The organism is Neobacillus sp. S1227 (genome assembly GCF_055385255.1).
This window is the reverse complement of record NZ_AP038276.1, coordinates 611,901-638,721: the sequence shown is the minus strand read 5'-3', so window position 1 is coordinate 638,721 and position 26,821 is coordinate 611,901. Positions and strand designations below refer to the sequence as shown.

Below are 26,821 nucleotides of genomic sequence, written 5' to 3'. Positions count from 1 at the left end.
CTTTCATAATAGTTTTTACCTTTAGAATTGATTAATTCCATTTTTGTTTAATCATTGCCTTTTACAGGAACATGAATGGAGTACCCAAGTATCACAGGACCAATCGTTAAAATACAGAAGGTGCTAAAAACAAAACGGCCGACTTATTAGTGGCTAGTGTTATGAGACAACATAATTACAAACAAGTTTGTGAAGAAATGTACTTGAATAAACGGGGCTTATGTTAAAGATGGGATGGCTCCGGCGATCCCCTTTCTTATTGTGCTAAAACAAAGCAGGTTAGTTGAGACTTAGTTGTAATTTTTAATAGAAAATCGAAGGAATGTTTCCCTTGAATTAAAAAAACACTCTAAATTCCTTATTTTTAAGAATTTAGAGTGTTTTTTTATGTGTTGCTTTTCGAAAAAAATTTCCGGGTATCTTCACGTATTTGTTTGGGCAAGACACGATTAAGTTCTTCATTTAACCATGAAAGTGTTTTACTACGTAAATCATCACGCATTTTTTCTTCCGCAGAGAGCATTACTAAATTGATGGTACAAAAAGAGGGAGCTGAACAGCAGCCTTCTCTATATAAATAACCATTTTCTTTAATATTTTTACATTGAAAAATAGGCTTAGACCCTTCAACTGCTTCAACAACATCCCAAAAGGAAATATCTTCTGGGGACTTAGATAACCTATATCCTCCCTTTACACCAGGGACAGAACTTACAATTCCTGCCTTAGATAATTTACCAAACACTTTTGATAGAAATGTCTCAGAAAGTCCTTGGAACTCTGCCAAATCCTTTATCCCAACACTTTCTTGGGAAGGAACATCAATTAAATAAACCAGACAATGTAAGGCGTATTCAACTCCAACACTATATTGCATATATCTCACCTACTTTTGATTAGGGATTATTAAATTGTATCTTAGGAGTATTTATAGTTCTAGTCAAATAATAGAAATCTCTTTTTGGAAAGTTTTTTTTATTTGACAAAAATAATTATAGCGTATATTATAGACAATGTTAATCGTCGATTAGATTAGTCCACAATTAAAACCTATTAGGAGAAAATAAATTGGAACAAAGGTATGGAACTACAAAATAATCAAACTAATAGAGGTGGAACAATGAATATTTTACAGTTAATGGCTCATCCTGATTACAACAATCAAAAAAGAGCAGCAAACCGTTTAGCAGATGTTGGATTAAAAACTTTACAAGAAAAATTAAACGGTCAAGGAACAATCGATGTATTAAATGTTTACGATCCAAATAATTTGATCCCGCAAGTTACTGCTGACACTTTAAATTTTACTAATCCTAAAGAAATGTCTGCTGAACGATTAAAAAATCATGAAGCACAATATAAATTAATTAAACAATGGAAGTCAGCAGATTATATTTATATTTACATGCCTTTGCATAATTGGAATGTCCCTGCAAAGTTTAAAGACTATCTGGATAATATTCTAACAGCAGGAGAAACATTCAAATACACCGAAACTGGTTCAGTTGGATTAATGTCAGACGAAACTACCAAGGTCACATTAATTCTCACGAGCGGAGGTGAATATGATACTAATTATCGATATGTAAATTTAGATATTGCTCCACAATATATGCGCGGAGTACTGCACATGATGGGAATTAACCAAATGAAATTAATACGTGCTCAAGGCTTAGACATGTCTTCTAACAACAAAGAAGAAATAATAAAATCAACTGAAAAAGAATTAGTAGATTATATAACTCACAATCTTTCTAATCTAGAAAAATCAGCGGCCTTTTGAATTAAAGGGAAAGGTATTAACGATCATCTTATAGTGTCCATATCAGATTTTGACAAAGGGCATCCAAATGAACTTGTTTGGATGCTTTTACATTTGTTGCTTTTATAGCATAAATAAAATCCATCTAAAGAAATATTGCTCTCCCCTTGGTATTTGTGGAGGAATATTATCGTACTTATTTACCATACTAATCCCTTCGAATAAAGGAAATAATCTCAATATATACTGCCGTCATTTCTTCTGGGGTTTTATTTAGACCATTTTGAACCCATTGTTCAATTAATCCTAAAAAAGCAGACGTAATAAAGGATAAAAAGTATTCCATTGGAACCTTTAACGTTGCAGTGAAGCTTTCATTTTTTTCTAGATTTATACGCACCTTTTCAGAAAAAGCATCTCTAAAACGAAGATGAAAACCTGCTCTGCCATGATCACTTAAAAATATCCTTAATATTGGCGAATGCAATTCAATAGCGCTAAATAATGCAGCCGCTAAATGCTCTTGTTCTTTTTCAAATGTATGAGTAGAGGAATAGCAGGATTGCAATTCATCAATATGATTACCTATATCAGCAAACAACTGGTGCTCCATCTGTTCCAGCAAATCGAATTTATCTATAAAGTGCAAGTAAAATGTCCCGCGATTGATTTGTGCTATTTTTGAAATGTCCCCTATCGTTATCGATTCAAATGGCTTATTCTCTAAGATTTGCAGGAATGACTTTTGAATAAGCTCTTTTGTTTTACGATTTTTCTCTAAATAAATACTCATACCATCACCTTCTTTTTAAAAATTCAACAACCTCTAAACTTTTGTTGATTGCTTTGACTTACCTCCAGATTATAAAATAATGACGAACTACTAAACAACCTGTTGAAATTTCAGAAGAGGTGAATATATTGAGATTGTTTAAAGAAAAATTAGCATGGGCTGCTCCCATTGCTGTTATTTTAATTATTGCTTTATTCTCGGTAAACTTATTCGTCCAAGGAGATCCACAAGCAAAGAATCTCCCAGTTGCACTTATAGTGAATGATGAAGGTGAACATGTAGAGACTGTAAAAACAGCCGTTGAACAAATGAGTAAAAGTGTCGATGGTAAAGCACCTATTGTAGCGTTTACGAATGAGCAAGAAGCAAATATTGAAAAGTTATTTAAAGATAAAAAATACTATGCAGCATTAGTAATCCCTGAAGGTTATAATAATTCCTTGCAAAACGCTGTGAAGAACAACTCTCCAGCAACCTTACAAATCTATATTAACCAGGGCTTTAACATGACGGGTGCAAACTATGCGAAGACTGCTTTAAGCTCTTTAGTCGCGCAATTAAGCAGCCAGTATTCTTCGAGTTTAATAGAGCAGATGAGTGATCATAAAATGAATGCAGATCAAGCTCCTTTGCTAGCAAATCCTATTGTCTCAGAAGAAAAAATATTCAATAAGGTCACTGCCTCAACTGCAAACGGCAGTGCACCTATCTTAATGGCAATGCCTGCTTGGGTTGGTGCCCTGATCGGTGGTTTCATTTTATTTTTAGCAACATCTAACATCTTAAAAAAAGAATTATTAACTCGCAAACAAACATTACGCCTAATGGGCAGCCAAGCTTTATTTGGGATTATCATCGCCCTATTCTCAGGCTTTACCGTCGCAACATTAGGCTTAATTGCTGGAGTAAATATGCCTAGCTACTTCTTAGTTGGTTCGTTCGTATCCTTTGCCGCTTTCTGTTTCTTCTTATTAGTATTAGCGGTTACTGCATGGATTGGCAAACCTGCCATTACCTTATTCATGGTTGTTATGCTGTTAGGTATGGGTGTGATCATGATGCCAAAAGAAATGCTTCCAGATTTCTTTGTAACATTCGTTCGTCCTTGGATTCCGATTCGCTTTGCAGGTGATGGTTTACGTGAAATTTTCTACTTCGGCAGCGGCTTCTACACTGGCCAATCCTTTAACATCATTTTAGGAATTGGGATTGTCGGGTTATTGATTTATGTTCTGTCTATTTTTAAGCCAGCAAATGCACAAAAAACTAATGCTTAAATAATAATTGGCAATTATGCACACCACTAATATCTGGAAAGTTCACCTATGTTCTATCCAATTAGAACCGCCACTTTAAGCGTCTTACACTAAAGTATGAAAAAAGCCAACCCCAAGTAAAAAAGATGAAATTTATCTGATTTAGATAGATTTCATCTTTTTTTGCTGCTATGCACAACATATAGGAAAAACCCCATTTGCTTGTGATACGGTTCACCACACCCGCTTAACCAGCAGTTTTTTTACAAATCAGTTTGTGGTAAGTCCTCAATTGACTACAAATAAAATTTAAGAGAGAATATACAAAGAATGCATGAAAGAAAGGAGGATTTCAGTGGAACATCGCTCACTAATTCTGCTTGGATTACTCATGGGACAAAGTCAGCATGGCTATCAAATTAATGAATTTATCGAAAGAAACTTAAGTACAGTTACAGATATGAAAAAGCCTACTGCCTATGCAACTCTGGATAAACTAAATCAAAAGGGTCTTATAGATATTCAATTAGAGCAAGAAGGAAATAGACCCACCCGAAAAGTGTACACTATAAATGAAAATGGCCGAAACTATTTTTATAAATTATTATTGGATAATCTATCTTCTGCAGAAAGTGTTAATTACCAAGGAGATATTGGGCTAATGTTTATTGATTTTCTCCCGATGGATAAAGCAATACCAGCCTTGCAAGAACGATTAATGAAAAACAAGAAGTTAATAGAACTATTTAGCCAAACCCCGACACATGGAACACGAATCGGTGTTAATCTTGCCGTCGAACATAAAATTACAATGTTAGAAGCAGAAGTTACCTTTCTTGAAAAAACCATTCAACATCTTCTTCATTCGGATTAACTTTTTAATCAGATGATTCACAGGAACCCACCGAGGGTTCCTTTTTTATTTAAATTTCAAAAAATGACCATATTTTAACTATATAATCACGATTGACTATTCAGCATATAACTAATATACTTTTATTAGTCACCCGTGACTAATACTATCTACAATAAAGGAGTGTCATACATTGTTTCTTGCTTTAAAAGAGTTAAAGCATGGTAAATTACGGTTTCTAATGATTGGGATTATAACTGTCCTGATTGCTTGGCTAGTCTTTATCCTATCTGGACTAGGCAATGGCCTTTCAACGCTAAGTGCAGCAACCTTTAAAAATATGGATGCCGATTATGTGACATTTGAAGAAGGCTCAAGAGCCTCCATGAGCCGGTCCCTATTAAATGAATCACTGGCAGCCGAACTGGAGAAAGCAGATGATGTTTCTGCGGCAACGGGAATGGGTGCAACGATGGGAACCGTCCTAAATCAATCTTCCTCTGCTGATAAAGAAAAAGTAGACGTCGCCATTCTAGGAATAACTCCTGGTAACTTTCTGGAACCAGATGTGATAGAGGGAAAGCCTCTTCAAGCAAATGATCCATTAGAGGTTATCGCCAATGATACATTAAAGAAAAAGGGCTTTAAAATCGGTGATACCCTTAAGATAGAAGGATCATTAGAAAAAATGAAAATTGTTGGGTTTGTAGAAAATGAAACCTACAATCATTTACCTGCCATTTTTACTACCATAGATAAATGGCGCACGATTCAATTTGCAGCGCCAGGATCTGATAAAGGAATTAAGAATCCTGTAAATGCTATTATGCTTCAAGGGAAAAATATTGATTCTGAAAAGCTAAATACGTTATTCAAGAATACAGAAACCGTAACCAAGAGCACTGCCGTCCAGGGAATGCCTGGTTATAAAGAAGAAAATGGCACCATTATGATGATGCTCGCATTCCTTTTGGCCATCTCAACATTTGTGCTGGGTGTATTCTTTTATGTCCTTACCCTGCAAAAATCAAATCAATTTGGGATATTGAAAGCTATTGGCGCCAGCAACCGGTTCCTTGGGAAGGCCATTGTAGCCCAGGTATTTCTCATATCATTTGTTAGTATCGTAGCGGGAATCTTATTAACCTATGGGACAGCCCTTATTCTTCCGGATGGAATGCCATTTTCACTCGATATTAAACTAGTGATCATATACTCTCTTATTTTGCTTGTCATCTCCATTTTAAGTTCTGTGGTATCGGTACGAAAAATCACCAAAATAGACCCGCTTCAAGCGATTGGGAGGCTGGAATAATGTCAGGAATACAATTTAAAAATGTCTCTAAACTGTACCAACAGGGTGAAAATCAAGTTCTGGCCCTTGATGATGTTTCGCTAACGGTGGAACAAGGTGAGTTTATTGCTGTCATTGGCCCTTCAGGCTCGGGTAAGAGTACCTTTCTCGCAATTGCAGGCGCCTTGCTCCAATCATCGCACGGCGAGGTTAATCTTAACGGAAAGAGACTCAATCAATTAAACCCTAAGGATTTAGCGAGATTGCGGTTGGAGGAAATAGGATTTATTTTACAAACAAGTAATCTAGTACCCTATTTAAATGTAATGGAACAATTACTAGTAGTGAAAAAAATGGCAGGTAAAGTGACAAAAGAAGATAAGGATTACGCAAAAGAATTATTAGAAAATCTCGGTTTAGCAGCAAAATTAAAAAAATTACCTGATCAGTTGTCAGGCGGCGAACGCCAGCGTACGGCCATTGCCCGCGCATTTATCAACAATCCCTCCATTATTCTAGCAGATGAACCAACAGCAAGTCTGGATTCGAAAAGGGCACATGAAGTAGTTCAACTGATTGCCAGAGAAACAAAAGCAAGGAACAAAGCAGCCATTATGGTAACCCATGATGAACGATTGCTGGAATATTGTGACCAAGTCTATCGAATGGAAGATGGCCGACTTAAACTAGACCAATCTTTTAAAATGAAGACAGTCTCTTCTAGAGGATGATTAAAAAAATAGCCCAAGTGGATAACCAAGGAGGAATAACCAATGATTATCGTGACCAATAGAATTAAAACGAAATTAGGCTTTGCGGCAAAAATGGCGCCAATGTTCACACGACCAGGTGCCTTGCAAACAATGAATGGTTTCGTAAAAGTCGAAGTACTCATTACAAAAAATCTTTCAGACTATGATGAACTGAATGTCAATATGTATTGGAACACAATGGAAGACTTTACCCATTGGAAAAACAGCGCTGCATTCAAAGAAGCCCATTCAGGTCCAACAAACTCAGAACAAGAATCACCTATCTTGGGGAGCAAAATCATCATTTCTGAAGTTGCTTCCACTTTAGAATCATAGGAAGCAGTAACAAGGGTGCCTGGCACCACCCGAATCTATTTTTAAGCCAGTACGTGTACAAACTGCAAAATAACAATCTTGTGCGCGGCCAACAAGACTAAACCGTGAAAAAGCCAACCGATACGGTTGGCCTTTCACACTTTCAGCACAAATCTTTTGTAATAATCTCAATAATCTCCACATCTATTTATACTTTAAGTTATATTTCAATTTTTTTTACCAAAAGTGACACATGTGTCACTTTGTAATTCGTCATAAAATAATAAAGGAGATGAAAACATGGGTAATAAATCGTCGAGTTCCACTTGGGCAATCACATTGTTCTGTTTCGGGGTATTAATGGCAGCCCTCGATAACGGGATCATAAGCGCTGCGCTAACAACTATAAACAGTTCGTTCGATGTTTCTGCCAACTGGGGTGCCTGGGGTGTAACGATTTATACGCTCGGCTTAGCTATTAGTATTCCGATTGTAGGGAAAATTTCCGATCGCTATGGCCGAAAGAAACTATTTATCGTAGAAATAGCCCTATTTGGACTCGGTTCCTTGCTGGTAGCGCTGAGCCCAAACTTTGGATTTTATTTAGCATCTCGTTTCATTCAAGCAATGGGCGGCGGCGGTATCTTCATCATCGGCAGCTCCCATGTTTTAAGTACATTCCCAGCTGAGAAACAAGGGAAAGCCCTTGGAATGTTAGGGGCGATGAACGGGGTCGGGGCTATTCTAGGGCCAAACCTTGGTAGTTTGATTTTGGATATAACAGAAAACTGGCATTTCCTCTTCCTGATTAATGTGCCAATTGCAGTCATATTAGTTATTTTGGGAGTCTTGAAAATCGAGGAAACGAAGGAGCCTTCTGTTGGAAAACTAGATTTAATTGGAACGATTCTTCTATCATTAGCCGTTCTGAGTATAATGTACGGCCTAACAAACATTGAAGGGGTGTCTTTACTAGACAGCCTGGCAGCGCCTGATGTTTATGGCTTCTTATTAGCAGGAATTGTCTTATTTGCAGGATTAATCTTTTATGACCGATCTCTAGAAAGTCGTAATGGGGATCCGATTTTACCAGTCGGCCTGCTTGTCCGCCCTACCTACTTAGTTACATTATTAATTGGGGCGTTATCCGGTGCCTTACTGGCAGGAATGATTTATATTCCTTCCTTTTCAGAGCAAGTATTAGGAATAGCTGCCGAAACCTCAGGTTATTGGATGACACCATTGGCATTAGCATCTGGTTTCGGGGCGGCTTTTGGCGGGATTCTTGTTGATAAAAAAGGACCGATTCTTGCCGTGTTCCTATCTGGTCTGATCACGGCGATTGGTTTTGTGCTATTCCCAACGTGGATTGATGTGAAATGGCAATTTATCATTTCTTCCTGTATCGCCGGTCTTGGGATGGGGATTCTTTTAGGGGCGCCATTGAATATTTTAGCAACCGAGCGTCTTGAAAAGGATAAAGGGTCCGCACTAGCGGGACTTTCCCTCTCGCGGCAAATTGGGATGACGATTGCCCCAGCTATTTATGCTGGATTTATTGTCCGCGGGTTTAACCAGCTGCCAAGCCTATTCCAAACTGATTTCGGGGGAATTTTACAGAAGAGGATGGAAAAAGCGGATTTAAGCCCTGAGGCGATGCAAGAACTCCAGCAGGTAGTCAGCACCATGTCTGCCAGCCATCCTTCATCTGACACGGACTACACAAAGATATTGGAGCAAATCCAAGATCCGACGTTAAAAGAGGTCATCCAATCAAGTGTAGACCAGATTACCTTAATGGCTGCACAAGATGGCTATGGCGGATTATTCTATTCAACCGTCGTGATTGCAGCAATTGTTGTGTTATTAGCCATTATATTAAAACCGATTCGCAGCAGAGCCCTGCAGCAAAAAGCTTGATTATATGAAGCAGAAAAAGCTTAAGACTGTAGTCAAACTCGATTTTCCGAGGTTGGCTGCAGTCTTTTTTATTACTTGTGAAACGGTTCAGCGTAATAAATATAAATTAAAAAGAGTGCCTTATGCTTGTTCCTTCATTAAATTTTTCTTTTCATAACTTTTCATATTCATAGTAATAAACAAAGAAACGCCGCCCAATAAGATAAACGTAACCGCAGAAACGGCAAATATACTAGCTAAGCCAAGCCATTTCCCAAGGAGCGATCCGATTACGGGGGCAAGAAGGCTTGATGCACTTTGAACGGCTGTTGAAAAAGCGCTGACTCTCCCCAGCATATTCGATGGGGTTTCGGTCGCTACAATAAAACCATATGGAACAAATAGAGCAGTACCAACACAACCGATCATGGCAAAAACAATCATCCAAAATAGAATGTTCCCATGAACAAGACCATAACAGCCCAATCCAACTAAAAGCATGAATACTCCAGATAGGATCCTGCCTAGGGACATAAGCCTCAGCGGATTTTTTCTCCAACTTTTATATGTGCTGCATAAGAAAGATCCTGTGACCGAACCCGCTCCAAGTGCACCGCTGATGAATCCATAACCTGTTTTATCTAGCCCCAAGTACAAGGATAAAGGAGCAAAGAAACTATCATAAAGAAAGATGATAAATAGGGAAATGGATGTAATGGAAATAGCTGATAATAAAAGTCTGTTCGATCGAATAAGCGAAAAGCCTTCTTTAAACTCCACCCAGTAGGAAGTTTTGGAAGCAGAATTTTCTTGTCCCCCCTTTTCTAAGGCTGGAAGATTGAAAATCAACATCAATGCCATGCCATACATGATTCCTTCTATCAAAAATATCATTTGTGGGTTTGTCATAACCAGCAGCCCCCCACCGAGTAAGGGGGCAACAATCTTTGTCACATTCAAGACCATCTGACTAAGGGAAGAAGCTTCTGCCATGTACTCATCAGGAACCACTTTTCGAGTAGAAGATTGCCGAGCAGGTTCAAAAACAGAAGCCAAAGATGATTTCAGGAAAATAAGAGCAAGTAGTGCCCATATGTTCAGTGCAACAAAGATACCCAAAATCACCATGACACGCAACAAAGTAGAAACCATCATGACCTTCTTTTGATCCCATCGGTCAATCCAAACTGACGACAATGGTCCAATGACAATATAAGGGAGAAACATGACGATGACGGAGGCTGCGTTTGCCCGTAAGTCTAATCCCCACTGAAAGGAAATGAGGGCATTAATTGCAAATAAATCAAGCCAGGTTCCAAAACTTGAACATACCTGAACGGTAAACAACAATCGAAAATCTTTTCGTTTTAATAAGAAAAAGGTTTGTGAGTTTTTCAAAAAAACATCCCTTTCTTACCTGAATTTTTTCGGTAAGAAAAGGATAGCAATGAAATGTCAGAGGAATATCAGAGGGATTTATTTAATAATTGTTCAATCTTTACTGTTAATCCTGGAAAATCGTACTTTTCCGAGAAACTTTTCCATTTACTTTTATAATCGTGTGGAAGATCGATAGTTAAATGATTGCTTAGTAAAATGATATCTCTTACTCCATTTATAATATGGGGAACAAACTTAGAAGACAGTAAGATCATGAAACCTTCATCCATTTGTTGAAGGGCCCGTTTCTCATATCCTTCCATCCATTTTATAAACCCCTTTAACATTAGATACCTCCCCTTTTCCCGCAAATAAGGATATTTTTCAAAGAGTTGATCACCTTCTGCCACATGGGTTTCAACGGAATGAAAGCTTCTTGTTAACAATTCAGTTTTCATCTCTTGAATCTTCAAGTACGTTACTATACTTTCGTGAGCTGCCCCCTGATCAATTTGCGAACGCACTGAATTGATTTTCTTTATTGCATTTTCAAAATGACCCTTTTCGATGTTTATGCCGATCATGCCCAATTCTTCTAATTCAAGCTGTTGTTGGGATGGAATTATTTTTAACCGCAAAGCCTTTTGAACATATGCATAGGTTTCATCAATATTAAATTGGATCATCCAATAAATATGCAGGAGATAGAACAATTTTTGTGAAAGAGGAATATCCGAGTTGGTCACAAACCATTGAAAATCTCCCTGTACAAAATGAAGGTATATTTTCTTATGTACTTCAATGGGAAGATCTAATGCTTCATGTTGCATCAGATTGGTTTTTAACCCGTTTGCTTGCCCGTAAAGAATGTATTTATTATATAAGACATCCATACTTTCTCTAAACTCTTTATCATGATATAGAGGATTCTCCTGCTGATTTTGTTTCAGGGTTAATCGATACCCAACACCTCGAACTGTTTCTATTAAGAAATCATCTAATAAAGATAACTTTTTTCGCAACCGGTACACATGATCGTCAATCGTACGGTCTGTAGGATCTTCCATCGCCCAAACCTTATCTAGTAAGATTTGCCTTGATAGTGTTTGATTCCTATTTTCATATAAACATTTAAGAAGGTGGTATTCTTTAGGCAATCGTATTTTCTCATGATTAAATAAGACGGAATAATCATTTAGATCGAACTGGAGGTTCTTCATAACTTTCCTCTTTAATAAGATTTGGTAGATAGTTTATTTCAACTTTCTTATTTTTATTTCTTCATTTGACCCCGTTTCCCCTTTATTAACTGACCCTATGAAACTCCTTACCTTTTCAATAAGAATTCTAGTCCTTAAAAACCAGCGAAAGTAGCGGAGATTTTTCGGTTAAATGCAGAATAGAGCTCGTTTTGGGGTAAATAAGGGGAGGCTTTCCGATTATGCAAAGCAAAATCCCCCATTTTCACGTTTTTCTAGTAAATAGGCGGAATTTCTCCTTCTATTTAAGCTATTTTTAATGATAATTACTAATTAAGCGAAATTTTTCCGTTTATTATCTGATAGGATGCTTAACATGTTCCCCCAACTGATAAGTGAAGATACTTGAAATGATAAAATATAGTCCACCATACTTGCTTCAAAAACAACATTTCTGCCTGGTTGTGACCTTCTAGTAGGCGCCGCAACCGTTCACCGGTTCTTGCTTGCAAGTGAGCATCCAAAAAGGCCTTGTATTCTTTCTTCAAATCCCATAGAATTTCCCTCCTCTAATCCAATGATCATATCTTTTATTTATTTATTTGAACTTCGGACAGATTTTTAAATGTAAAGATTGTTAATACGAGTGAAAAAAAGAGGTTTAATGGACTTCCATAATTGGAGAATGAATAAGGCAAATAAAGACATACGGAGTAACCAATATTAAAAGAATATATAAGAAGAATTGGATCGGGTTCAGATGAGTAAAAGAGTGCCAGGAACCACCCTAATCTTGTCGAGGAGAATTCGACAAATTGCGGGTGGTTCCTGGCACTTAAACTAATAAAGAAAAAGGGAGAAAGTAGTCAACATTTACACACGAAATACCGGTTGATTAATGCAAATAAAGGTAATGGAAAGGTCGATGAATGACGACTCTTTTGTGCCAGCCTCTATTTTTTGTGAATCTTAGTATTTATTTAATCTAAAAACTAAGGTCTTCCCCATTAGTTGCAATCACTTTCTTGTACCAATCAAATGATTTTTTCTTTGTTCTTTTTAATGTTCCATTTCCATCGTCGTCCATATCTACATAGATAAAACCATATCGCTTTTTCATTTCTCCCGTGCCTGCTGATACTAAATCAATGCAGCCCCATGGTGTATAGCCCATTAAGTCAACACCGTCTAACGTAACCGCCTTTTTCATTTCCTCGATATGATCGCGGAAATATCGGATCCGATAATCATCCTCCACAAATCCATTTTCATCCTGTTTATCAATGGTTCCCATTCCGTTTTCAACAATAAAGAGAGGTTTTTGATAACGGTCATATAGTTCAGATAAGGTGTATCTTAGCCCAATAGGATCAATCGCCCAACCCCACTCTGTTTTTTCGACGAAAGGATTTACATCCCCCATTTGTCCGCCGGTATCGGTATTCTGAACAATTTCAGTATGGTATACACTGCTGCGGTAATAACTAAATGATAAAAAGTCCGAAGGATACGCCCTGATTATCTCGTCATCCCCTGCTTCTTTATTGATCGTTACCCCCATCTCTTTGAAGAAGCGGTCTGAGTAAGATGGATAATATCCCCTCATCATAACATCAGAATAAATCAAAGCACCTCTTCGATAATCCAATGCTCCAAATACATTTTCCGGCTTACAATCCTTCGGGTAAATGCAGCTTAATGCCACCATACAGCCAATCTTTGCATCAGGAATGATCTCGTGGCAAAGCTTATTGGCATGGGCACTCGCAACAAACATATGATGCTTTGCCTGATAACGTACCTGCGCGTCAGCCTCCCTGGTGCCCATAAAGGCGTAACCATTTAATACATTGATTTCATTAATGGTGATCCAATACTTCACTAAATCTTTATATCGAGTAAAGACTTCTTTGCACATTCTTAAAAAACAATCAATCGTCTCACGGCCGCCCCAGCCATTAAAATGTTCCGCCAAATAAGAAGGAGTTTCAAAATGATAAAGAGTGACTAATGGTTCAATATTATATTTTTTGCACTCTTTAAAAACATCTTCGTAAAATTTTAACCCTTCTTCATTTGGCTGTTCCCCTTCAATTCCACCCTTAGGGAAAATACGGGACCAACTAAGAGATAGCCGGAAACACTTAAAACCCATTTCTCCCAAAAGGGCAATATCCTCTTTGTAATGGTGGTAAAAATCAACCGCTTTATGGCTTGGATAGTAAACATTTTCATCAATATAGCCGGATGCGCCTTCAGGTATGGTATCAATTTTCGGGTCTCCAGTAGGTCGGCGGTTTACCATTGTTTTTGTCCCATCTTTTAACTTAATGGTAATCTTTCTGGGACGGTCTGCAGAACCATTTGTTATGAAGTCACTTGTTGCAAGCCCTCTTCCGCCTTCATTGTATCCACCTTCATATTGGTTTGCAGCGGTAGCCCCACCCCATAAAAAATTTTCCGGGAATGTTTTTTTCATGAAAGTTCATTTCCTTTCTAAAATTAAGACTATGTGTTTTAGATATCTCCTTACGATCATTATAAGAATTAGTATACGAAAGATATGGAATGAAAAAAGCCCAAAATAGGTTGGGCAGTTAGAGAATGATGACATTTTTTCAGCTGTAATTTACTTTTTCAACAAGGTTTAACTTTTAATTGTCCTGTTAAAAGAGGATTCTTTTTTAATCCTTTTTGATAATTTTGTGCAAATCGATGATTTCTCTGGCCAAATCTTTAAGGGTCATCGAAGTCATTAAATGGTCTTGGGCATGAACCATAATAAGAGGAAGATCGAATTTTGCTCCGCCTGCTTCTTTTTGGATTAATTCAGTTTGAAAATGATGTGCTTCGTTGAATGCAGCATCTGATTCGTTTAATTTCGCTTCCGCTTCATCAAATTTTCCTTCTTTAGCTACATACATCGCTTCCATCGCCAAGCTTCTGGCATTGCCGGCATGAAGGATTAATTGAAATGCAATATTGTAAAGTTCTTCTTTATTCATGGTGGTATTATTCATGTTTAACAGCCTTTCAATTGATTTACTTGGAAAGGAACATTCCCCTCTCCTGCAATTTGGGGTCAATATGAAATCTCAAAAGCGCATGACCCTTATTGTCATTTGAGAATGGAAAGAGACAGGCACTAGTCAAACTAATGCCCAGTCACTTTATTACGCAATTTTTTCTTTCGTTTTACCTGCTTTCATTGCATCTTCTTCTCTTTTCTTCGCGTTATCATATATTTTGAAGAATGGAAGATAGATTAAGAATGAAATAGCAATGTTAACTACATTCATGATGGCACCTGAAATATGTCCGCCGCTGGCAAGATATCCTGAGATAATTGGCGGCATGGTCCAAGGTACTGCAATACCGACTGGTTTTGCGACCAAGCCCATATCCATTCCAAGGAAAGTGACGATAACGGTAACGATTGAAGTGACAACGAATGGTATGATCATGATTGGGTTTAACACAATTGGCATACCAAAGATTAATGGCTCGTTAATGTTAAAGATACTTGGAGCAAAGGCCAAACGACCAAGACTCTTCATTTGTTGAGATTTAGCAAACAATACCATTGAAAGAACCAGACCAAATGTTACGCCCGTTCCACCAATGTGGATGAAGTTATCCCAGAATTGTTGTGTAACAATGTGTGGCAGCGGTTGATGAGCTTGATAGGCTGTCATATTGTCACCCATAGCACCAAACCAAATTGGTTCCATTACACTTTTAACGATGTTTGTACCGTGTAACCCAGTAGACCATAGTATCGTTACGAATAATTCGGCAACAATCGTTCCTCCTAGTGTAAGGCCTACTAATTTTAGCGGGTCACCTAATAGGGTCGTAACTAAGCCGTTGATACTTTCATATGGAGTCATTTCAACTAGTAAACGTATAACCCAAACCACTAAAAGAACAATAAATCCAGGAATTAATGCAGCAAATGATCTACCAACACTTGGCGGTACACCTTCTGGCATTTTTATCACAATATCTTTTTTGACGACCCAACGATAAATTTCAGTTGATATAATGGCAAAAAGTAACGCAACAAACAAACCTTTACTGCTTAAGAAAGCTTTTGAAATAGCACCAGTTACCAAAACTCCTTCTTCCGCTCCAGCTGGAGTAAATGAGAAACTAAATGGTGTCGTTAATAAGAAAGCGGCAACTGAAATAGTAGCAGCACTCATCGCGTCAAGCTTATAGCTTTCTGCTAATCGATAAGCTACCGCAAAGGCTGCAATAAGTGACATGATATTGAAAGTTGCATCTACTGGATAACTTAATTTAGCAGCCCATGTTGGACCAAAAATAGAAGCCATCCAATCTGCATAACCAGGAATTGGCAAGTTAGCAATGATTAAGAAAAATGAACCAATAACAATGAATGGCATTGTCGCAATAAGTCCATCACGAAGAGACAATAAGTGCCTTTGCGCACCAATTTTTGCTGCAACAGGCATAACTTTTTCTTCAAGAATGCTGTTGAATTTACCCATTTTATTTTTCTCCCTTTATTATTTATTTGTTATTTACTAAATTTACTGCTGTTTTAAGAACTTCAGGACCATTGCATGTACCATAGTGAACCGGATTGATTGCATCGACCGGGATGCCTTTTTCTACGCCTAACTCTTTCATTTTTGGAAGCAGGAAGCGAACTTGTGGTCCTAAAAGAAGGACATCAGCGTTATCAATGTGCAGGTTAACCTGATTAGCTGGAACCGCCCAGATTTTCCCTTCCAAACCTTGTTCTTCGGCTGCCTTTTCCATCTTCGTCACAAGAAGGCTTGTACTCATCCCTGCTGCACAACATAATAAAATATTCATCGATTTATTCCTCCTAAATATCAATAAAAGTTATTTAAAAAAACAATTAGCCAATTAATCTAAACTATTTAATATGGCAACTGTTTAAGAGTGATTTAATCACTTTCTGTTTATAGTTTATGTTGAAAGCGTTTAATTTTACAGAAAGGATTTTTCCGTTACGTAACGGAAAAAGGGATGGACACTAAAATGAAATTTTGTAATGTAAACCTATGATCCTCTGAAAATATGCCCATACCCATAAAAGGGGTACTCCTTTTGGAATACCCCCGTTCATTATCTATTTAATTGCTTCTTCGTTACTATCAATTTCATATCAGTTAAGATTCATTTAAAATCTTTATAATTTCTTCAGCTGATTTACTCTTTAGGATTTTTTGGACCGTTGCACTGTTTTCAATTAATGCAATGAGCCTTTTATACATTTTTTCCAGATCACCCTCGGGACCTTTTCTTATATTTAGCAAGCAGATAAATTGAACCATATGTTTATCTGTCCATTCGATAGGCTTCTTTAATGTGCACACGGTCCAAAATGTTTCCTCTGTTTCCGGTGTAAGTGGATGAGGGATGGCCACAAGATTTCCAAAGCTGGTTGGAGCGAGCGCCTCCCTTTCCAGCACTGAATTCACATAATCCTCGGAGACGAGGTTTTGTTTGTATAATTCTTCACACATAAAACGGATGACGCTTTCCTTATCCTCAAAGTCTTTATGAATAAAAACTTTGGACTCCTCTATATAGCTCCGTTCCTCATTCTCTTTTACAGACGATAAGCCCTCTCGGATATGGGCAATATCCCCTTCTCCCAAAAAGGTATTAACAACTTGTACGGGAACACCTAAATCTTCTTTTATGGGAATCGTACTAATAATAAAATCAAGAGAGGATAGGTCGTATTCTTTTAATTGATAATAATTGGTTGTAGCCACTATATCGATTTCATCTTTAAATTCATTTTGTAAACGATAAAATAAAAGCCTTGCACTCCCCACACCAGAAGCACACACCACAATGACCCGTTTGACAGTTTTCTGCCTGGTCTTCATTCTTTCTAATGCCACGCCTATATGTAAGGCAATATAGGCAATTTCGTGTTCTCCTACCTCAATCCCCAAATATTCGCCGATACATCTGCTGGCAATGGCTGCCCCCTCAAAGGCGGTAGGATATTTCCTTTTAATTTCATCTAATAATGGATTACGAATGTTCATATTATAACGCAGCCTGTTCATTGCCGGCCGAATGTGCAAAGTCAGCGCTTGAATGAATTCAGAGTCGTCATGAAAATCCAAATTTAATTTGGTCTTCAATCTTTCCAGCATGCAATGAATGATGGTATTTAACTCATCAAATTTACTAAATTCATTTAACGTATTCTTATGAATTAATTTGGTCCCCAACAAATGAACAATAATATAATTAATCTCAGGTTTTGGAAATTTTAAGCCGGTAAACTCCTCTACTTCTTTGACAATTTCATTGGCTACTATTTTTTCAAAGGGGTATTTTCCTTCTAAATCATGTTCGAGGTTTTCAATGACAAACCCTTCTTCAATTCGCTTGCATCCAATGGTGATATGGGTTGCTAAATTTTCGAGGGCTATGTCTGATATCTCAATTTTGTATTGATTCACTTTTTTTATGATGATTTCTTTTATTTTTTTAAATAGATTTTCGTCCAATAGTTGAAATGAATGACTGTCAATGTTTAAGTTGCTATTCCGGGTTAAAATATAATTTGAAAAGCAAAGCCGTTTCATATATTCATCGCCTTCGACCTGTGTGCCATAATGCGGTCTGGAAACTAACTTCAAATGATAATGCTCCAATATTTCACGGACTGCTTTTAAGTCATTTTGAAGCTTTGGCTTGGAAACAAATAGTTCTTCCTCAAGGCTTTCTAATTTTATCGGTTCCTTTTCTAATAAAAATCTTTTTAATATATACAAAATCCGATTTTCCTGTTCAGAAAAATGAGATTGATTTTCATCTATCCCATCATTCACATTAGCATTAAACTCCCTTTCAAATCCTTCAAAGTCCAATATATGTAATAGATATCCTTTTCCTCGAACCGATTCTATCGTGATTCCAAACGTAGAACATTGTGATTGAAGTTCTTTGATTTCAGTGCGAATGGTTCTGTCACTCACACCAAGTTCTTTTGCGATCCATTCGGCTGTAACAGGTTCTTTTTCTTTCATTAAAGACAACACGATGTCTTTTTGCCGTTTCGAAACCATTTAACTACTACTCACCTTTCTAAATGAGCTGATCGAACAAAATTATTAGTTATTTTTTAGTTTGTTCACAACCTATGCCATTAACTCCAAATTAAATATAACCGATACTTAAGAAGGATTGCTAGAATTGTTATTTTAAAAACAGGCAGGATTCAGCTTTCTACAAATAACGGAACGATTAGGGCACAAAGATGAAGCCACTACAACAAAAACTGTATATTTTCATGCGATAAAAAAATGAAGAGAGAGGCTTCTCAAAAGTTCAATGAACTAGATCTCGGCAGGCGGCAGGGCAGTATCGGGACTATAACGAGTATAGCCCAATGTCGCTATTTCTCGTCGAAATTGTGTTGGCTTTACCATTTTTTTAAAATCCCTAGCTATCCCAGCTAAAATGGCGATTTCCCCCAAAATCCCTCTTTAAAATTCTTCAATTCATAGGAAATTATAAAAGCGTTTGGAGAGAGTTTATTCATCATATCCATGACTTTTTGTTCATACCGCCTTTTCGCAAGTACCTGTATGACCATACGATCCCCTCGTTTGTCAGCAGCCCTCCAGGAGGTGACTCCATATCCTTGCTTTTGAATGAAGGCAAGCAGCTTCGTATCAAGAGAAGGAACAATGGCTTGTACCGTCACATACCCCAGGGCCAGATACTCCTCAATCTTACCCCCGAGATACACACCGATCCCCCAGCCAATGCAGTAGCCCATCATGTTGATTGGATTTTTTAGATTTTCTAGAAAAACAGTTAATCCCAACAAATAAATATAGACCTCAAGCATCGAGACAATGGAAGCAAGAACTTTTCGCCCCTTCAGTACAAGCATCATCCGAAGCGTAAAAAAGGCCATATAGAAAATATTAAAAGCGATAATATTGATGATGATTGGCTCAAGCTTAAACAAATGGACACCCCCGAAACTTGGCTCCGCTCACAAACCAAAAAATATCTATAATTTAAAGGTATGTGAGGAGTTGTCCCAGACATGACAGGAAATATAAAATTGAATACTGCTTGTACTTAAAATACTTCCTTTGTCACATTTGTTTTTGTTGACTTAACATGTCAAAAAGGGGGTCTGAACCCCCGATCAGATAATGAAAATTGACCGCCGCAGCAATCATCCTCAGCCATACAATAAATGAATCCCCCCACTTTATGAATATTCCAACCATTTAAGATAATTTACCAATAATAAAAAACCTTAAAGAATGTTTCCGTCCTATTTTTGGAACAATACAAATTGATTCTATTAACGAATAAGGAGGTTAATTAAATGGATAATCAAAAATTAGCCGATCATGAATCATTGGATTTACATGAAGTTATTAATTTCAAAACCCTTTGCTTAGCGAAATCAAAACTAATGCAAGGATTGGTATTTGATCATGATTTGCGAGCATTAATGCAAAAAGATGTTGAACAATCCATGCAAGCGCTTGGGGAATTACAGGCAATTTATCAACGTGCACCTTTTGAAGCTCCTGTTCCTCAAAACAGGCCAACACCAATAATCAATTGAAAAGGAGGCAAATTCATTGAACCATGACTATTTAGACCCAATAAACTCATTACACGTACCAGAACTCGCAGATACCACATTTGCGATGGATTTACTTCTTCGTGCCAAAGAAGGTGTTCGCAATATTGCTGTCGCTTTAACGGAGTCCGCATCACCAGATGTTAGAACGGTCTTACGAAACCAGTTAATGCAAGGGATTGCCATGCACCAAGAAATTACAGAACTAATGATTAATAAAAAATGGTTCCATCCATACGAACTAAGTGAACAGTATAAACTAGATCAACTTTCAGCCAACAATACTTTGATGATTGGCAAAATGAATCTATTCCCTGTTGAGACCAATAGAAAAGGGATGTTTGACCGGACACCTGATGATCACTAACACTGGAGGCTGTAACCAATGAAGGCAGTAACGTATCAAGGTATTAAAAATGTTGTAGTCAAAGAAGTTCCAGATCCAAAGATTGAAAAACCAGATGACATGATTATTAAAGTAACGAGTACAGCTATATGTGGGTCTGATTTACATTTAATTCATGGCATGATTCCTAACCTGCAGGAAAACTATGTTATTGGTCATGAACCAATGGGAATCGTCGAAGAAGTTGGCCCAGGAGTGACTAAAGTAAAAAAGGGAGATCGAGTCATTATTCCTTTTAATATAGCATGCGGTGAATGCCAGTACTGTAAAAACCATTTGGAAAGCCAATGTGATAAATCAAATGATAATGGTGATATGGGTGCCTATTTCGGATATTCTGGTACGACGGGGGGCTATCCAGGTGGGCAAGCTGAATATTTAAGAGTGCCATTTGCCAACTTTACTCATTTCAAAATTCCAGAGACTTGTGAAGAACCAGATGAAAAGTTAGCAGTTATTGCCGATGCGATGACTACTGGTTTTTGGACTGTTGACAATGCAGGCGTAAAGGATGGAGATGCAGTTATAGTTTTTGGCTGTGGTCCGGTTGGTCTTTTTGCTCAAAAATTCTGTTGGCTAAAAGGAGCAAAGCGTGTCATTGCCGTTGATTATGTCAATTATCGCCTGCAGCACGCCAAGCGCACCAACAAAGTAGAAATTGTTAACTTTGAGGACCATGAGAATGTAGGAAATTACCTGAAGGAAATCACCAAAGGCGGTGCAGATGTTGTCATTGATGCAGTTGGTATGGACGGTAAAATGACTGATATGGAGTTCCTTGCAAGCGGAATGAAGCTTCAAGGCGGAGCATTAAGTGCGTTTATCATGGCTTCACAAGCGGTGCGTAAAGGCGGGACAATTCAAGTTACTGGCGTTTACGGCGGCAGATATAATGGTTTCCCTCTTGGAGATATTATGCAGCGAAATATCAATATCCGCTCCGGTCAAGCACCTGTCATCCACTATATGCCATATATGTTTGAATTAGTTTCGACCGGAAAAATTGATCCAGGAGATGTCGTAAGTCATGTACTTCCACTTAGTGAAGCAAAGCGTGGCTATGAGATTTTTGACACAAAAATGGATGATTGTATAAAAGTCGTGTTGAAACCTTGAGGAAGGAGGTATAAAAAATGAACTACGCCTTACATGAAGTTCTTGAGGTCCATGAGATGGCTGCATTTAAGACCACTTGTTTAACTAAATCCAAAACGATAAAAGCGTTAGTTACAGATCAACTATTAAAAGATATTATGCAGCAAGACATTGATGTATCTACGAGACAATTACAAGAATATGCTTCTATCCTTTCCAACGCTAAGCAGTAAATTAGGAGATGAATGAACATGAATCCAATCATTGAAACTTTAACGGGCATGGACGGACTATCGGATCAAGTCGTTGCAATGGATCTACTCATTTCAGCTAAAAGTGGAATTAGAAATTATGCCATGGCAGCTACGGAGGCAGGAACACCGGAAATTAAAGAAATGCTCACTCGCCATTTAGTGGAAGCTCTTGATATGCATGAACAAATATCCGCATATATGGTAGAAAAAGGATGGTACCATGCTTGGGATACAAACGAACAGATCAGTCTGGATTTAAATAATATCAATACAGCATTGAACCTACCGACATTATAAAAAATTTCTAGGAACAGTTTGTCAAACTGTTCCTTTTAAACCATTATGAGTATTGGCGGAAGTAAATAAAGTTAATACTTCTTGCTTACTCGTGTTTGTTTTACAATATATAATGAAAACAATTAATTGACTATTTTTATTATGAAAAGGTCGGAGCAGGAAATTCATCAATTTTGATACGAAGTAAACTATAAGGTTTCTGTCGTAAGTCTTTTCCATAATGAAATCTAGGCTGTCGATGTAATTGGTTCACAATGACATACAAATATTGATCCGGACCAATTGAAAAAGTATCCGGCCACAAAATTCTCGGATCATGTGCGATTGTTTCCATTATGCCATTTGGCAATATCTTACGGATACTGTTGTTTTCATAATCTCCAGCATAAACAGTTCCCTTTGCATCAGTGATCATTCCATCAGAAGCACCTTTTTCTCCCCAATACTCCACATGATAAAGTAAATCCGTGTCTGGTATATTTCTGTCTCTCAGGGCTTCTGTTGTGATCGAGAACAGATGACGACTGGTTAGTGGACAAAAAAATAATACCCTTCCATCAGGAGAAATCGCAATACCGTCAGACGCCAGTCTAAATGGAGAAGTACTGCCATCTTTATTTCGATTCATCAACACTTTTCCTTCTACTTTCGGTATAAAATAGGGATCGGGTGAAGTTGAATTTGCCCCATTTAACCGTCTAAAGGCGTTTCCATTTGATAAATCTACGACGATTATAGCTCCTGGTCCTCTTGAGGAAGAATCCGTTATATAGGCATAACCTGATTTTCCAACACGAAAATCAAAACGGACATCATTCAGATAAGTTGTAGGCAGGACAACATCATCTGTAAAGGTATATACTTTTCTTATTGTATTGGTTTCTAAATCAACAGCGACTAATTTTGCCCCCCCTTTAATAGGTTCCGAAAAATTGGGTGCCGCTGTATCTAATACCCAAAGCGTTCCCCTTCCATCAGCTACTACACTTTGGACACTGATGAAAGTCATCGTGATATTCCCGGGGTTAACCAAATTAGTTTGTAAATTAGGATAAGGCTGCAATTTATCCTCCACAATTTCCGCCACCGTAAATTTAACATCGTCTCCCCATTTCGGAAAGCAAGTGAATATACGACCGGTTTCTGAAACAGTAACACCTGTAGGCATAGCCCCATAAAATGGATAAACTAGTTCTAAATTACCGAAATATTTTTCACTAGGTAACATAGGTTTCATAATATCCTCCTCAAGCATTCAAACGGGATATCACCTATATATGATTTATATTTTTTCTAGTGCATGTTTCTTAATAAGTTTTCTATATGAAAAAATGATTGAATGGAATTAGTGATACAGAGAATAAACCAAATATTTTACCAGAAATAATTCCAAAGAAAATGCTATTCATTGGTAATAAATATTCTTTCTCTAACTAACTCATTAATTGATATGATTCTTGTAAAAGTACTAAAAACTCTTGATTTAGTTCGTCTTCACTATAAAATCTAAAGTTATTGTGAAATCGGTTTTTTGAAACTTGTTCAATTTTAGTAATCTTCTCATGTTCAATTTGTCGGTTTGTTACTAAATTAAAATCTAACCATTTCTTTTTTGGATGAACTCCGCCAAAGGAAGATTTATTCAAAAGATGTATAGAAGTCTTTTTAAACTCAATTTCAAAAGGTCCCATTTCTTTCAATAAATCGAGTATTTTTGAATATATTTCATAAACATTAGATGCCTTATTTGAGAATAATTCATCTTCTGACATATCACCATCTCCTACTTTCACCTTAACATATTAAACTTTATTACCTTTATTTTGCCCCTTTTTACATCATTTTTCCATTTTTGTATTCACTAACCTGCATTTTAGCACAATAAAAAGATCAACGCCGCATTGATCATTGCCGAAATTCCATATATAACTCAAGCTTTGTATAAGTGTAGTTCTTCACAATGTTCTCTCTGCAAAACAAAACGGGACTGATGCACGCATCGTCCCATCTCGACCTCAAATGAGTTTTTGAGGAAAAATATTTTAATACAGAAATTTTTGTTGGTCAATAATACCATGGGTCTATTGATCTTAGCCGATTGGTTTTTTTATAACCTAATCAACACTTCACCTAAGAGAATGAAATCTTTTTTAATGTTAGAGAATTTTATTTGCATGGTAGTTCATTAAACAACAAAGGGACCGTCTATGGTCCTTTTTCTATTCAAAAAATCTTCCTTGCGGAGTCATAAACTGCTTATATAAACAAAGTGAAGTATAAAAATGTTCTCTTATATTATCTTTTTCCGCTTTCTCCTTCACCATTTCCCCGATATAACCAGGAACATATGTGAAAAACTGAACTGTTTCCGCCTTTTCATATTTAGGTATTCCCTCATAAGTACCATGTAATATGGAGTAAGAAACCAAAGCACTTAACGGAATATAATGTTCCTCGCTATATTCCATCATCCTTTTTTTTAGATTTTCATTTAGTTGTACTAATATTTGCTTTGGCTTAACATTTTCCTCGATTGGTTCACTCATATTCATGAAGTATTCGGAAACTATGTAGCCAATCAAAGCATTCTTTTTTATTTCATAATCTTCCGCCAGCTCATTGACTCTTTTGAGCACTCCTTCATTAGCCGTTAACACAAAATGATTATCTTCTAACGCAATTCCCTTTTCTAATTGTTTTATCTTAGACAGAGAAGGAGGATTTTTTAGAAGTTTGGTTAACCCAAAAAGGATTACCCCAGATTTAGAAGTTCCTAAATTTTTCGCTGCTATTTCTATTTGCGCTTTCGCTTCCCTTGATAATTTAATACTTAATTTTTTTGTTTTACCTCTATTTAATTTTGGCATTTGCTGACCTCCTTCCTTGTTCTGTTTTTGGAAAAACCACTTCAGAATATGTTTTATAGATTAATGGTTCTCGATCAAATTCAAAATTCCTTCTTCAGCTATCTGCCCCGTTTGTCCAATAAGGAGAACGAACAATTACCCCTAAAAAAGACAGCCGGACATTCTAATGTGTTTAGCTCAGCGAAAGTGTTTCTATATATATGTAAGCATATCGTCCGTTTATTTGATTTTCTCCGCCAACTCTAAAATAATTCCCTCAGGACCACGAACGTAGCATAACTTATAACTTTCTTCATATTGCTCGATCTCACTAAAGACTTCCGTGCCCTTCTTTTTCAATTTTGCAACAATAGCTTCAATATCTTCTACAGCAAAGCAAATATGTCGGATACCCAGTGTATTTGCAAAAGGTTGCTGAACATCTTTTTCATCTGACGGCGACCAAAATTTGACTAGCTCTATCCATACCTGACCATCTGGCATCCCCAATCCTACACATGCCGTTTTAACATCATGAAGCCCAACTAATCTGTCCAACTGTTCTCCATCCAATTCCCATTCTGCTTGCACCTCAAGTCCTAAATCAACAAAAAACGCTTTAGCCTCTGAAAGATCATTTACGTTTATACTCACATGATCTATTCTATTGATCTTCATATCTCATACCTCCTATGATATGTAAGGATTAAATATTAACCTTTCCATTTTGTTTAGTAATTCCATTAATCATATAATTTCATAAGTTGGCAAAAAATAATCTTTCAAAGGCTTTTCTGTGACATATAAACGGCTTCAATAATTGGTTTGAGGCTTCACAAGATTGGTGTAACAAATGAGGGGATTCACCTGATTTTAAGCAAATCCCTTTTAATATTATCATCAATTATTTCTATAAATACGGTGCACGCAAATTGTTTTTTATTTGCCTAAACTGTACGTTTATTTGCGAAACTCCTCCTGTCTCGTTTCCAATCAACCATTTCATTTATCCTATATTTAATCGCCAACTTTTCCCTATTTCTTCTTATTAAAATACGTGTTTCCTAGTACTCCAATTATAATTAGAGCACCACTTATGAATACAGATGAAAGGGTACCCTGTCTTTGACTCTTCGATATGCTTAGTATATTTATAGAAGGATTCGTTTTAGGAGGAGCTTTCCGTTTTAGATTATGTGTCACGTTATAAACTTTTTTGAAAAGGAGGTCATCATATCGCTTTCTTTTTTCAGCATTATGTAGAATTTCATATGCTTCTTTAACTCGTTTAAATTGTTCAGCATTCCCTTTTTGCTTATCTGGGTGCACTTCTTTTACTTTTTTTCGAAAGGCTTCTTTAATTTCACTACAGGTTGCATCATAGGGCACATCTAAAATACGATAGTAATTTTCATAAGATAGCATGTAATTCCACCCTCTCCTGCTTAAAAATGCTCTTGCTTCCCCGTTTTTCATCCTTCCAAAATAGTATTCTGGTTGTTTATAAAATATTCATCTTCCCTAGCCCACGCCATGCCAGGCAAACTTACTTTATTAAATACGACTTAAGAGTGCTGTCTCCTCTTAGCAGATACCAAATAAGACTTTCAAATTCTGACGTAATTCTACATAATTTCTAAACAAACAATTGTGTAAAAGCAGTAAAAAGTCATCGCAAATAAGCTTTACACCCTTTGGAAGCTAAAAACATTGTCTTTTACACAAACGTCTGATTAAATCTGTTTAAAACATTGGTGGATTGTGATATTGGCTGCTTGTTGG

General features: G+C 37.0%; 27 protein-coding genes. 12 read left to right on the top strand and 15 right to left on the bottom strand.

The window, feature by feature from the left end:
• Window positions 1-385: 385 nt before the first annotated feature.
• On the bottom strand, window positions 386-877 hold the full coding sequence (locus tag ACZ5AE_RS03160; RefSeq protein WP_464569383.1) for an RrF2 family transcriptional regulator: 492 nt from the start codon (window positions 875-877) through the stop codon (window positions 386-388).
• A gap of 204 nt (window positions 878-1,081) precedes the next feature.
• On the opposite strand from ACZ5AE_RS03160, the gene ACZ5AE_RS03155 reads away from it, so the two are divergent.
• Entirely contained in the window at window positions 1,082-1,783 is a 702-nt protein-coding gene (locus ACZ5AE_RS03155) for an FMN-dependent NADH-azoreductase (RefSeq protein WP_464569381.1), read from the top strand.
• A gap of 187 nt (window positions 1,784-1,970) precedes the next feature.
• Here the strand turns inward: ACZ5AE_RS03155 and ACZ5AE_RS03150 are convergent, their stop codons facing one another.
• A complete protein-coding gene (locus ACZ5AE_RS03150) occupies window positions 1,971-2,555 on the bottom strand; it encodes a TetR/AcrR family transcriptional regulator (protein ID WP_464569379.1) in 585 nt (194 codons plus the stop codon).
• A 128-nt stretch (window positions 2,556-2,683) separates the two neighbouring features.
• On the opposite strand from ACZ5AE_RS03150, the gene ACZ5AE_RS03145 reads away from it, so the two are divergent.
• The 6 genes from ACZ5AE_RS03145 (at window position 2,684) to ACZ5AE_RS03120 (ending at window position 8,945) form a co-directional block, all read left to right on the top strand.
• The gene (locus ACZ5AE_RS03145) at window positions 2,684-3,832 is read left to right on the top strand and encodes a YhgE/Pip domain-containing protein (protein ID WP_464569375.1); all 1,149 of its coding nucleotides are present in this window, start codon (window positions 2,684-2,686) and stop codon (window positions 3,830-3,832) included.
• 334 nt (window positions 3,833-4,166) lie between these two features.
• Window positions 4,167-4,685 (top strand): PadR family transcriptional regulator, encoded by a 519-nt coding sequence (locus tag ACZ5AE_RS03140; protein ID WP_464569370.1) that lies wholly within the window; start codon window positions 4,167-4,169, stop codon window positions 4,683-4,685.
• A 172-nt stretch (window positions 4,686-4,857) separates the two neighbouring features.
• Window positions 4,858-5,979, top strand: a complete 1,122-nt coding sequence (locus ACZ5AE_RS03135; RefSeq protein WP_464569368.1) for an ABC transporter permease — start codon at window positions 4,858-4,860, stop codon at window positions 5,977-5,979.
• Window positions 5,979-6,689: an ABC transporter ATP-binding protein gene (locus ACZ5AE_RS03130; protein WP_464569366.1), complete on the top strand. Its 711-nt coding sequence runs from the start codon at window positions 5,979-5,981 to the stop codon at window positions 6,687-6,689. Before ACZ5AE_RS03135 ends, ACZ5AE_RS03130 begins: the two co-directional genes overlap by 1 nt.
• A gap of 42 nt (window positions 6,690-6,731) precedes the next feature.
• A complete protein-coding gene (locus tag ACZ5AE_RS03125) occupies window positions 6,732-7,046 on the top strand; it encodes a heme oxygenase (RefSeq protein ID WP_464569364.1) in 315 nt (104 codons plus the stop codon).
• Window positions 7,047-7,325: 279 nt separating this feature from the next.
• A complete protein-coding gene (locus tag ACZ5AE_RS03120) occupies window positions 7,326-8,945 on the top strand; it encodes an MFS transporter (protein ID WP_464569362.1) in 1,620 nt (539 codons plus the stop codon).
• Between the two features lie 120 nt (window positions 8,946-9,065).
• Here ACZ5AE_RS03120 and ACZ5AE_RS03115 read toward each other — a convergent pair whose 3' ends face one another.
• The 8 genes from ACZ5AE_RS03115 to ACZ5AE_RS03080 all read right to left on the bottom strand — a co-directional run bounded on the left by ACZ5AE_RS03115 (window position 9,066) and on the right by ACZ5AE_RS03080 (window position 19,505).
• A complete protein-coding gene (locus ACZ5AE_RS03115; protein WP_464569360.1) occupies window positions 9,066-10,322 on the bottom strand; it encodes an MFS transporter in 1,257 nt (418 codons plus the stop codon).
• Window positions 10,323-10,390: 68 nt separating this feature from the next.
• Entirely contained in the window at window positions 10,391-11,524 is a 1,134-nt protein-coding gene (locus ACZ5AE_RS03110; RefSeq protein ID WP_464569358.1) for a winged helix-turn-helix domain-containing protein, read from the bottom strand.
• A 964-nt stretch (window positions 11,525-12,488) separates the two neighbouring features.
• Window positions 12,489-13,982 (bottom strand): family 1 glycosylhydrolase, encoded by a 1,494-nt coding sequence (locus tag ACZ5AE_RS03105; protein ID WP_464569356.1) that lies wholly within the window; start codon window positions 13,980-13,982, stop codon window positions 12,489-12,491.
• Between the two features lie 205 nt (window positions 13,983-14,187).
• Window positions 14,188-14,508, bottom strand: coding sequence for a PTS lactose/cellobiose transporter subunit IIA (locus ACZ5AE_RS03100; protein ID WP_464569354.1), 321 nt, complete (start codon window positions 14,506-14,508; stop codon window positions 14,188-14,190).
• Between the two features lie 168 nt (window positions 14,509-14,676).
• A complete protein-coding gene (gene celB / locus ACZ5AE_RS03095; protein WP_464569352.1) occupies window positions 14,677-16,017 on the bottom strand; it encodes a PTS cellobiose transporter subunit IIC in 1,341 nt (446 codons plus the stop codon).
• Window positions 16,018-16,039: 22 nt separating this feature from the next.
• Entirely contained in the window at window positions 16,040-16,348 is a 309-nt protein-coding gene (locus ACZ5AE_RS03090) for a PTS sugar transporter subunit IIB (RefSeq protein ID WP_464569350.1), read from the bottom strand.
• Between the two features lie 320 nt (window positions 16,349-16,668).
• The gene (locus tag ACZ5AE_RS03085; RefSeq protein ID WP_464569348.1) at window positions 16,669-18,594 is read right to left on the bottom strand and encodes a BglG family transcription antiterminator; all 1,926 of its coding nucleotides are present in this window, start codon (window positions 18,592-18,594) and stop codon (window positions 16,669-16,671) included.
• A gap of 389 nt (window positions 18,595-18,983) precedes the next feature.
• Complete coding sequence (locus ACZ5AE_RS03080; protein WP_464569346.1) at window positions 18,984-19,505, bottom strand: DUF2179 domain-containing protein; 522 nt, start codon at window positions 19,503-19,505, stop codon at window positions 18,984-18,986.
• Window positions 19,506-19,877: 372 nt separating this feature from the next.
• Here ACZ5AE_RS03080 and ACZ5AE_RS03075 point away from each other — a divergent pair, with 372 nt between their 5' ends.
• Genes ACZ5AE_RS03075 through ACZ5AE_RS03055 form a run of 5 tightly spaced genes read left to right on the top strand, consistent with a single transcriptional unit; the run spans window position 19,878 to window position 22,193 of the window.
• Window positions 19,878-20,123 carry a spore gernimation protein GerQ gene (locus ACZ5AE_RS03075; RefSeq protein WP_066255762.1) on the top strand — a complete coding sequence of 82 codons (246 nt, stop codon included), beginning with the start codon at window positions 19,878-19,880 and terminating at the stop codon, window positions 20,121-20,123.
• A gap of 16 nt (window positions 20,124-20,139) precedes the next feature.
• Complete coding sequence (locus tag ACZ5AE_RS03070) at window positions 20,140-20,508, top strand: spore coat protein (protein ID WP_464569343.1); 369 nt, start codon at window positions 20,140-20,142, stop codon at window positions 20,506-20,508.
• A gap of 18 nt (window positions 20,509-20,526) precedes the next feature.
• Window positions 20,527-21,663 (top strand): zinc-dependent alcohol dehydrogenase, encoded by a 1,137-nt coding sequence (locus tag ACZ5AE_RS03065; RefSeq protein WP_464569341.1) that lies wholly within the window; start codon window positions 20,527-20,529, stop codon window positions 21,661-21,663.
• A 17-nt stretch (window positions 21,664-21,680) separates the two neighbouring features.
• Window positions 21,681-21,875 carry a hypothetical protein gene (locus ACZ5AE_RS03060; RefSeq protein WP_464569339.1) on the top strand — a complete coding sequence of 65 codons (195 nt, stop codon included), beginning with the start codon at window positions 21,681-21,683 and terminating at the stop codon, window positions 21,873-21,875.
• Window positions 21,876-21,893: 18 nt separating this feature from the next.
• Window positions 21,894-22,193: a spore coat protein gene (locus tag ACZ5AE_RS03055; RefSeq protein ID WP_430135572.1), complete on the top strand. Its 300-nt coding sequence runs from the start codon at window positions 21,894-21,896 to the stop codon at window positions 22,191-22,193.
• Window positions 22,194-22,332: 139 nt separating this feature from the next.
• Here ACZ5AE_RS03055 and ACZ5AE_RS03050 read toward each other — a convergent pair whose 3' ends face one another.
• The 5 genes from ACZ5AE_RS03050 to ACZ5AE_RS03030 form a co-directional block, all read right to left on the bottom strand.
• Window positions 22,333-23,430, bottom strand: coding sequence for an L-dopachrome tautomerase-related protein (locus tag ACZ5AE_RS03050; RefSeq protein WP_464569337.1), 1,098 nt, complete (start codon window positions 23,428-23,430; stop codon window positions 22,333-22,335).
• A gap of 196 nt (window positions 23,431-23,626) precedes the next feature.
• Window positions 23,627-23,965 carry a DUF5655 domain-containing protein gene (locus ACZ5AE_RS03045; protein WP_464569335.1) on the bottom strand — a complete coding sequence of 113 codons (339 nt, stop codon included), beginning with the start codon at window positions 23,963-23,965 and terminating at the stop codon, window positions 23,627-23,629.
• 447 nt (window positions 23,966-24,412) lie between these two features.
• Window positions 24,413-25,060, bottom strand: coding sequence for a hypothetical protein (locus ACZ5AE_RS03040; protein WP_464569333.1), 648 nt, complete (start codon window positions 25,058-25,060; stop codon window positions 24,413-24,415).
• A gap of 219 nt (window positions 25,061-25,279) precedes the next feature.
• A complete protein-coding gene (locus ACZ5AE_RS03035) occupies window positions 25,280-25,717 on the bottom strand; it encodes a VOC family protein (protein ID WP_464569331.1) in 438 nt (145 codons plus the stop codon).
• 357 nt (window positions 25,718-26,074) lie between these two features.
• Window positions 26,075-26,515: a J domain-containing protein gene (locus tag ACZ5AE_RS03030; protein WP_464569329.1), complete on the bottom strand. Its 441-nt coding sequence runs from the start codon at window positions 26,513-26,515 to the stop codon at window positions 26,075-26,077.
• Window positions 26,516-26,821 lie beyond the last annotated feature (306 nt).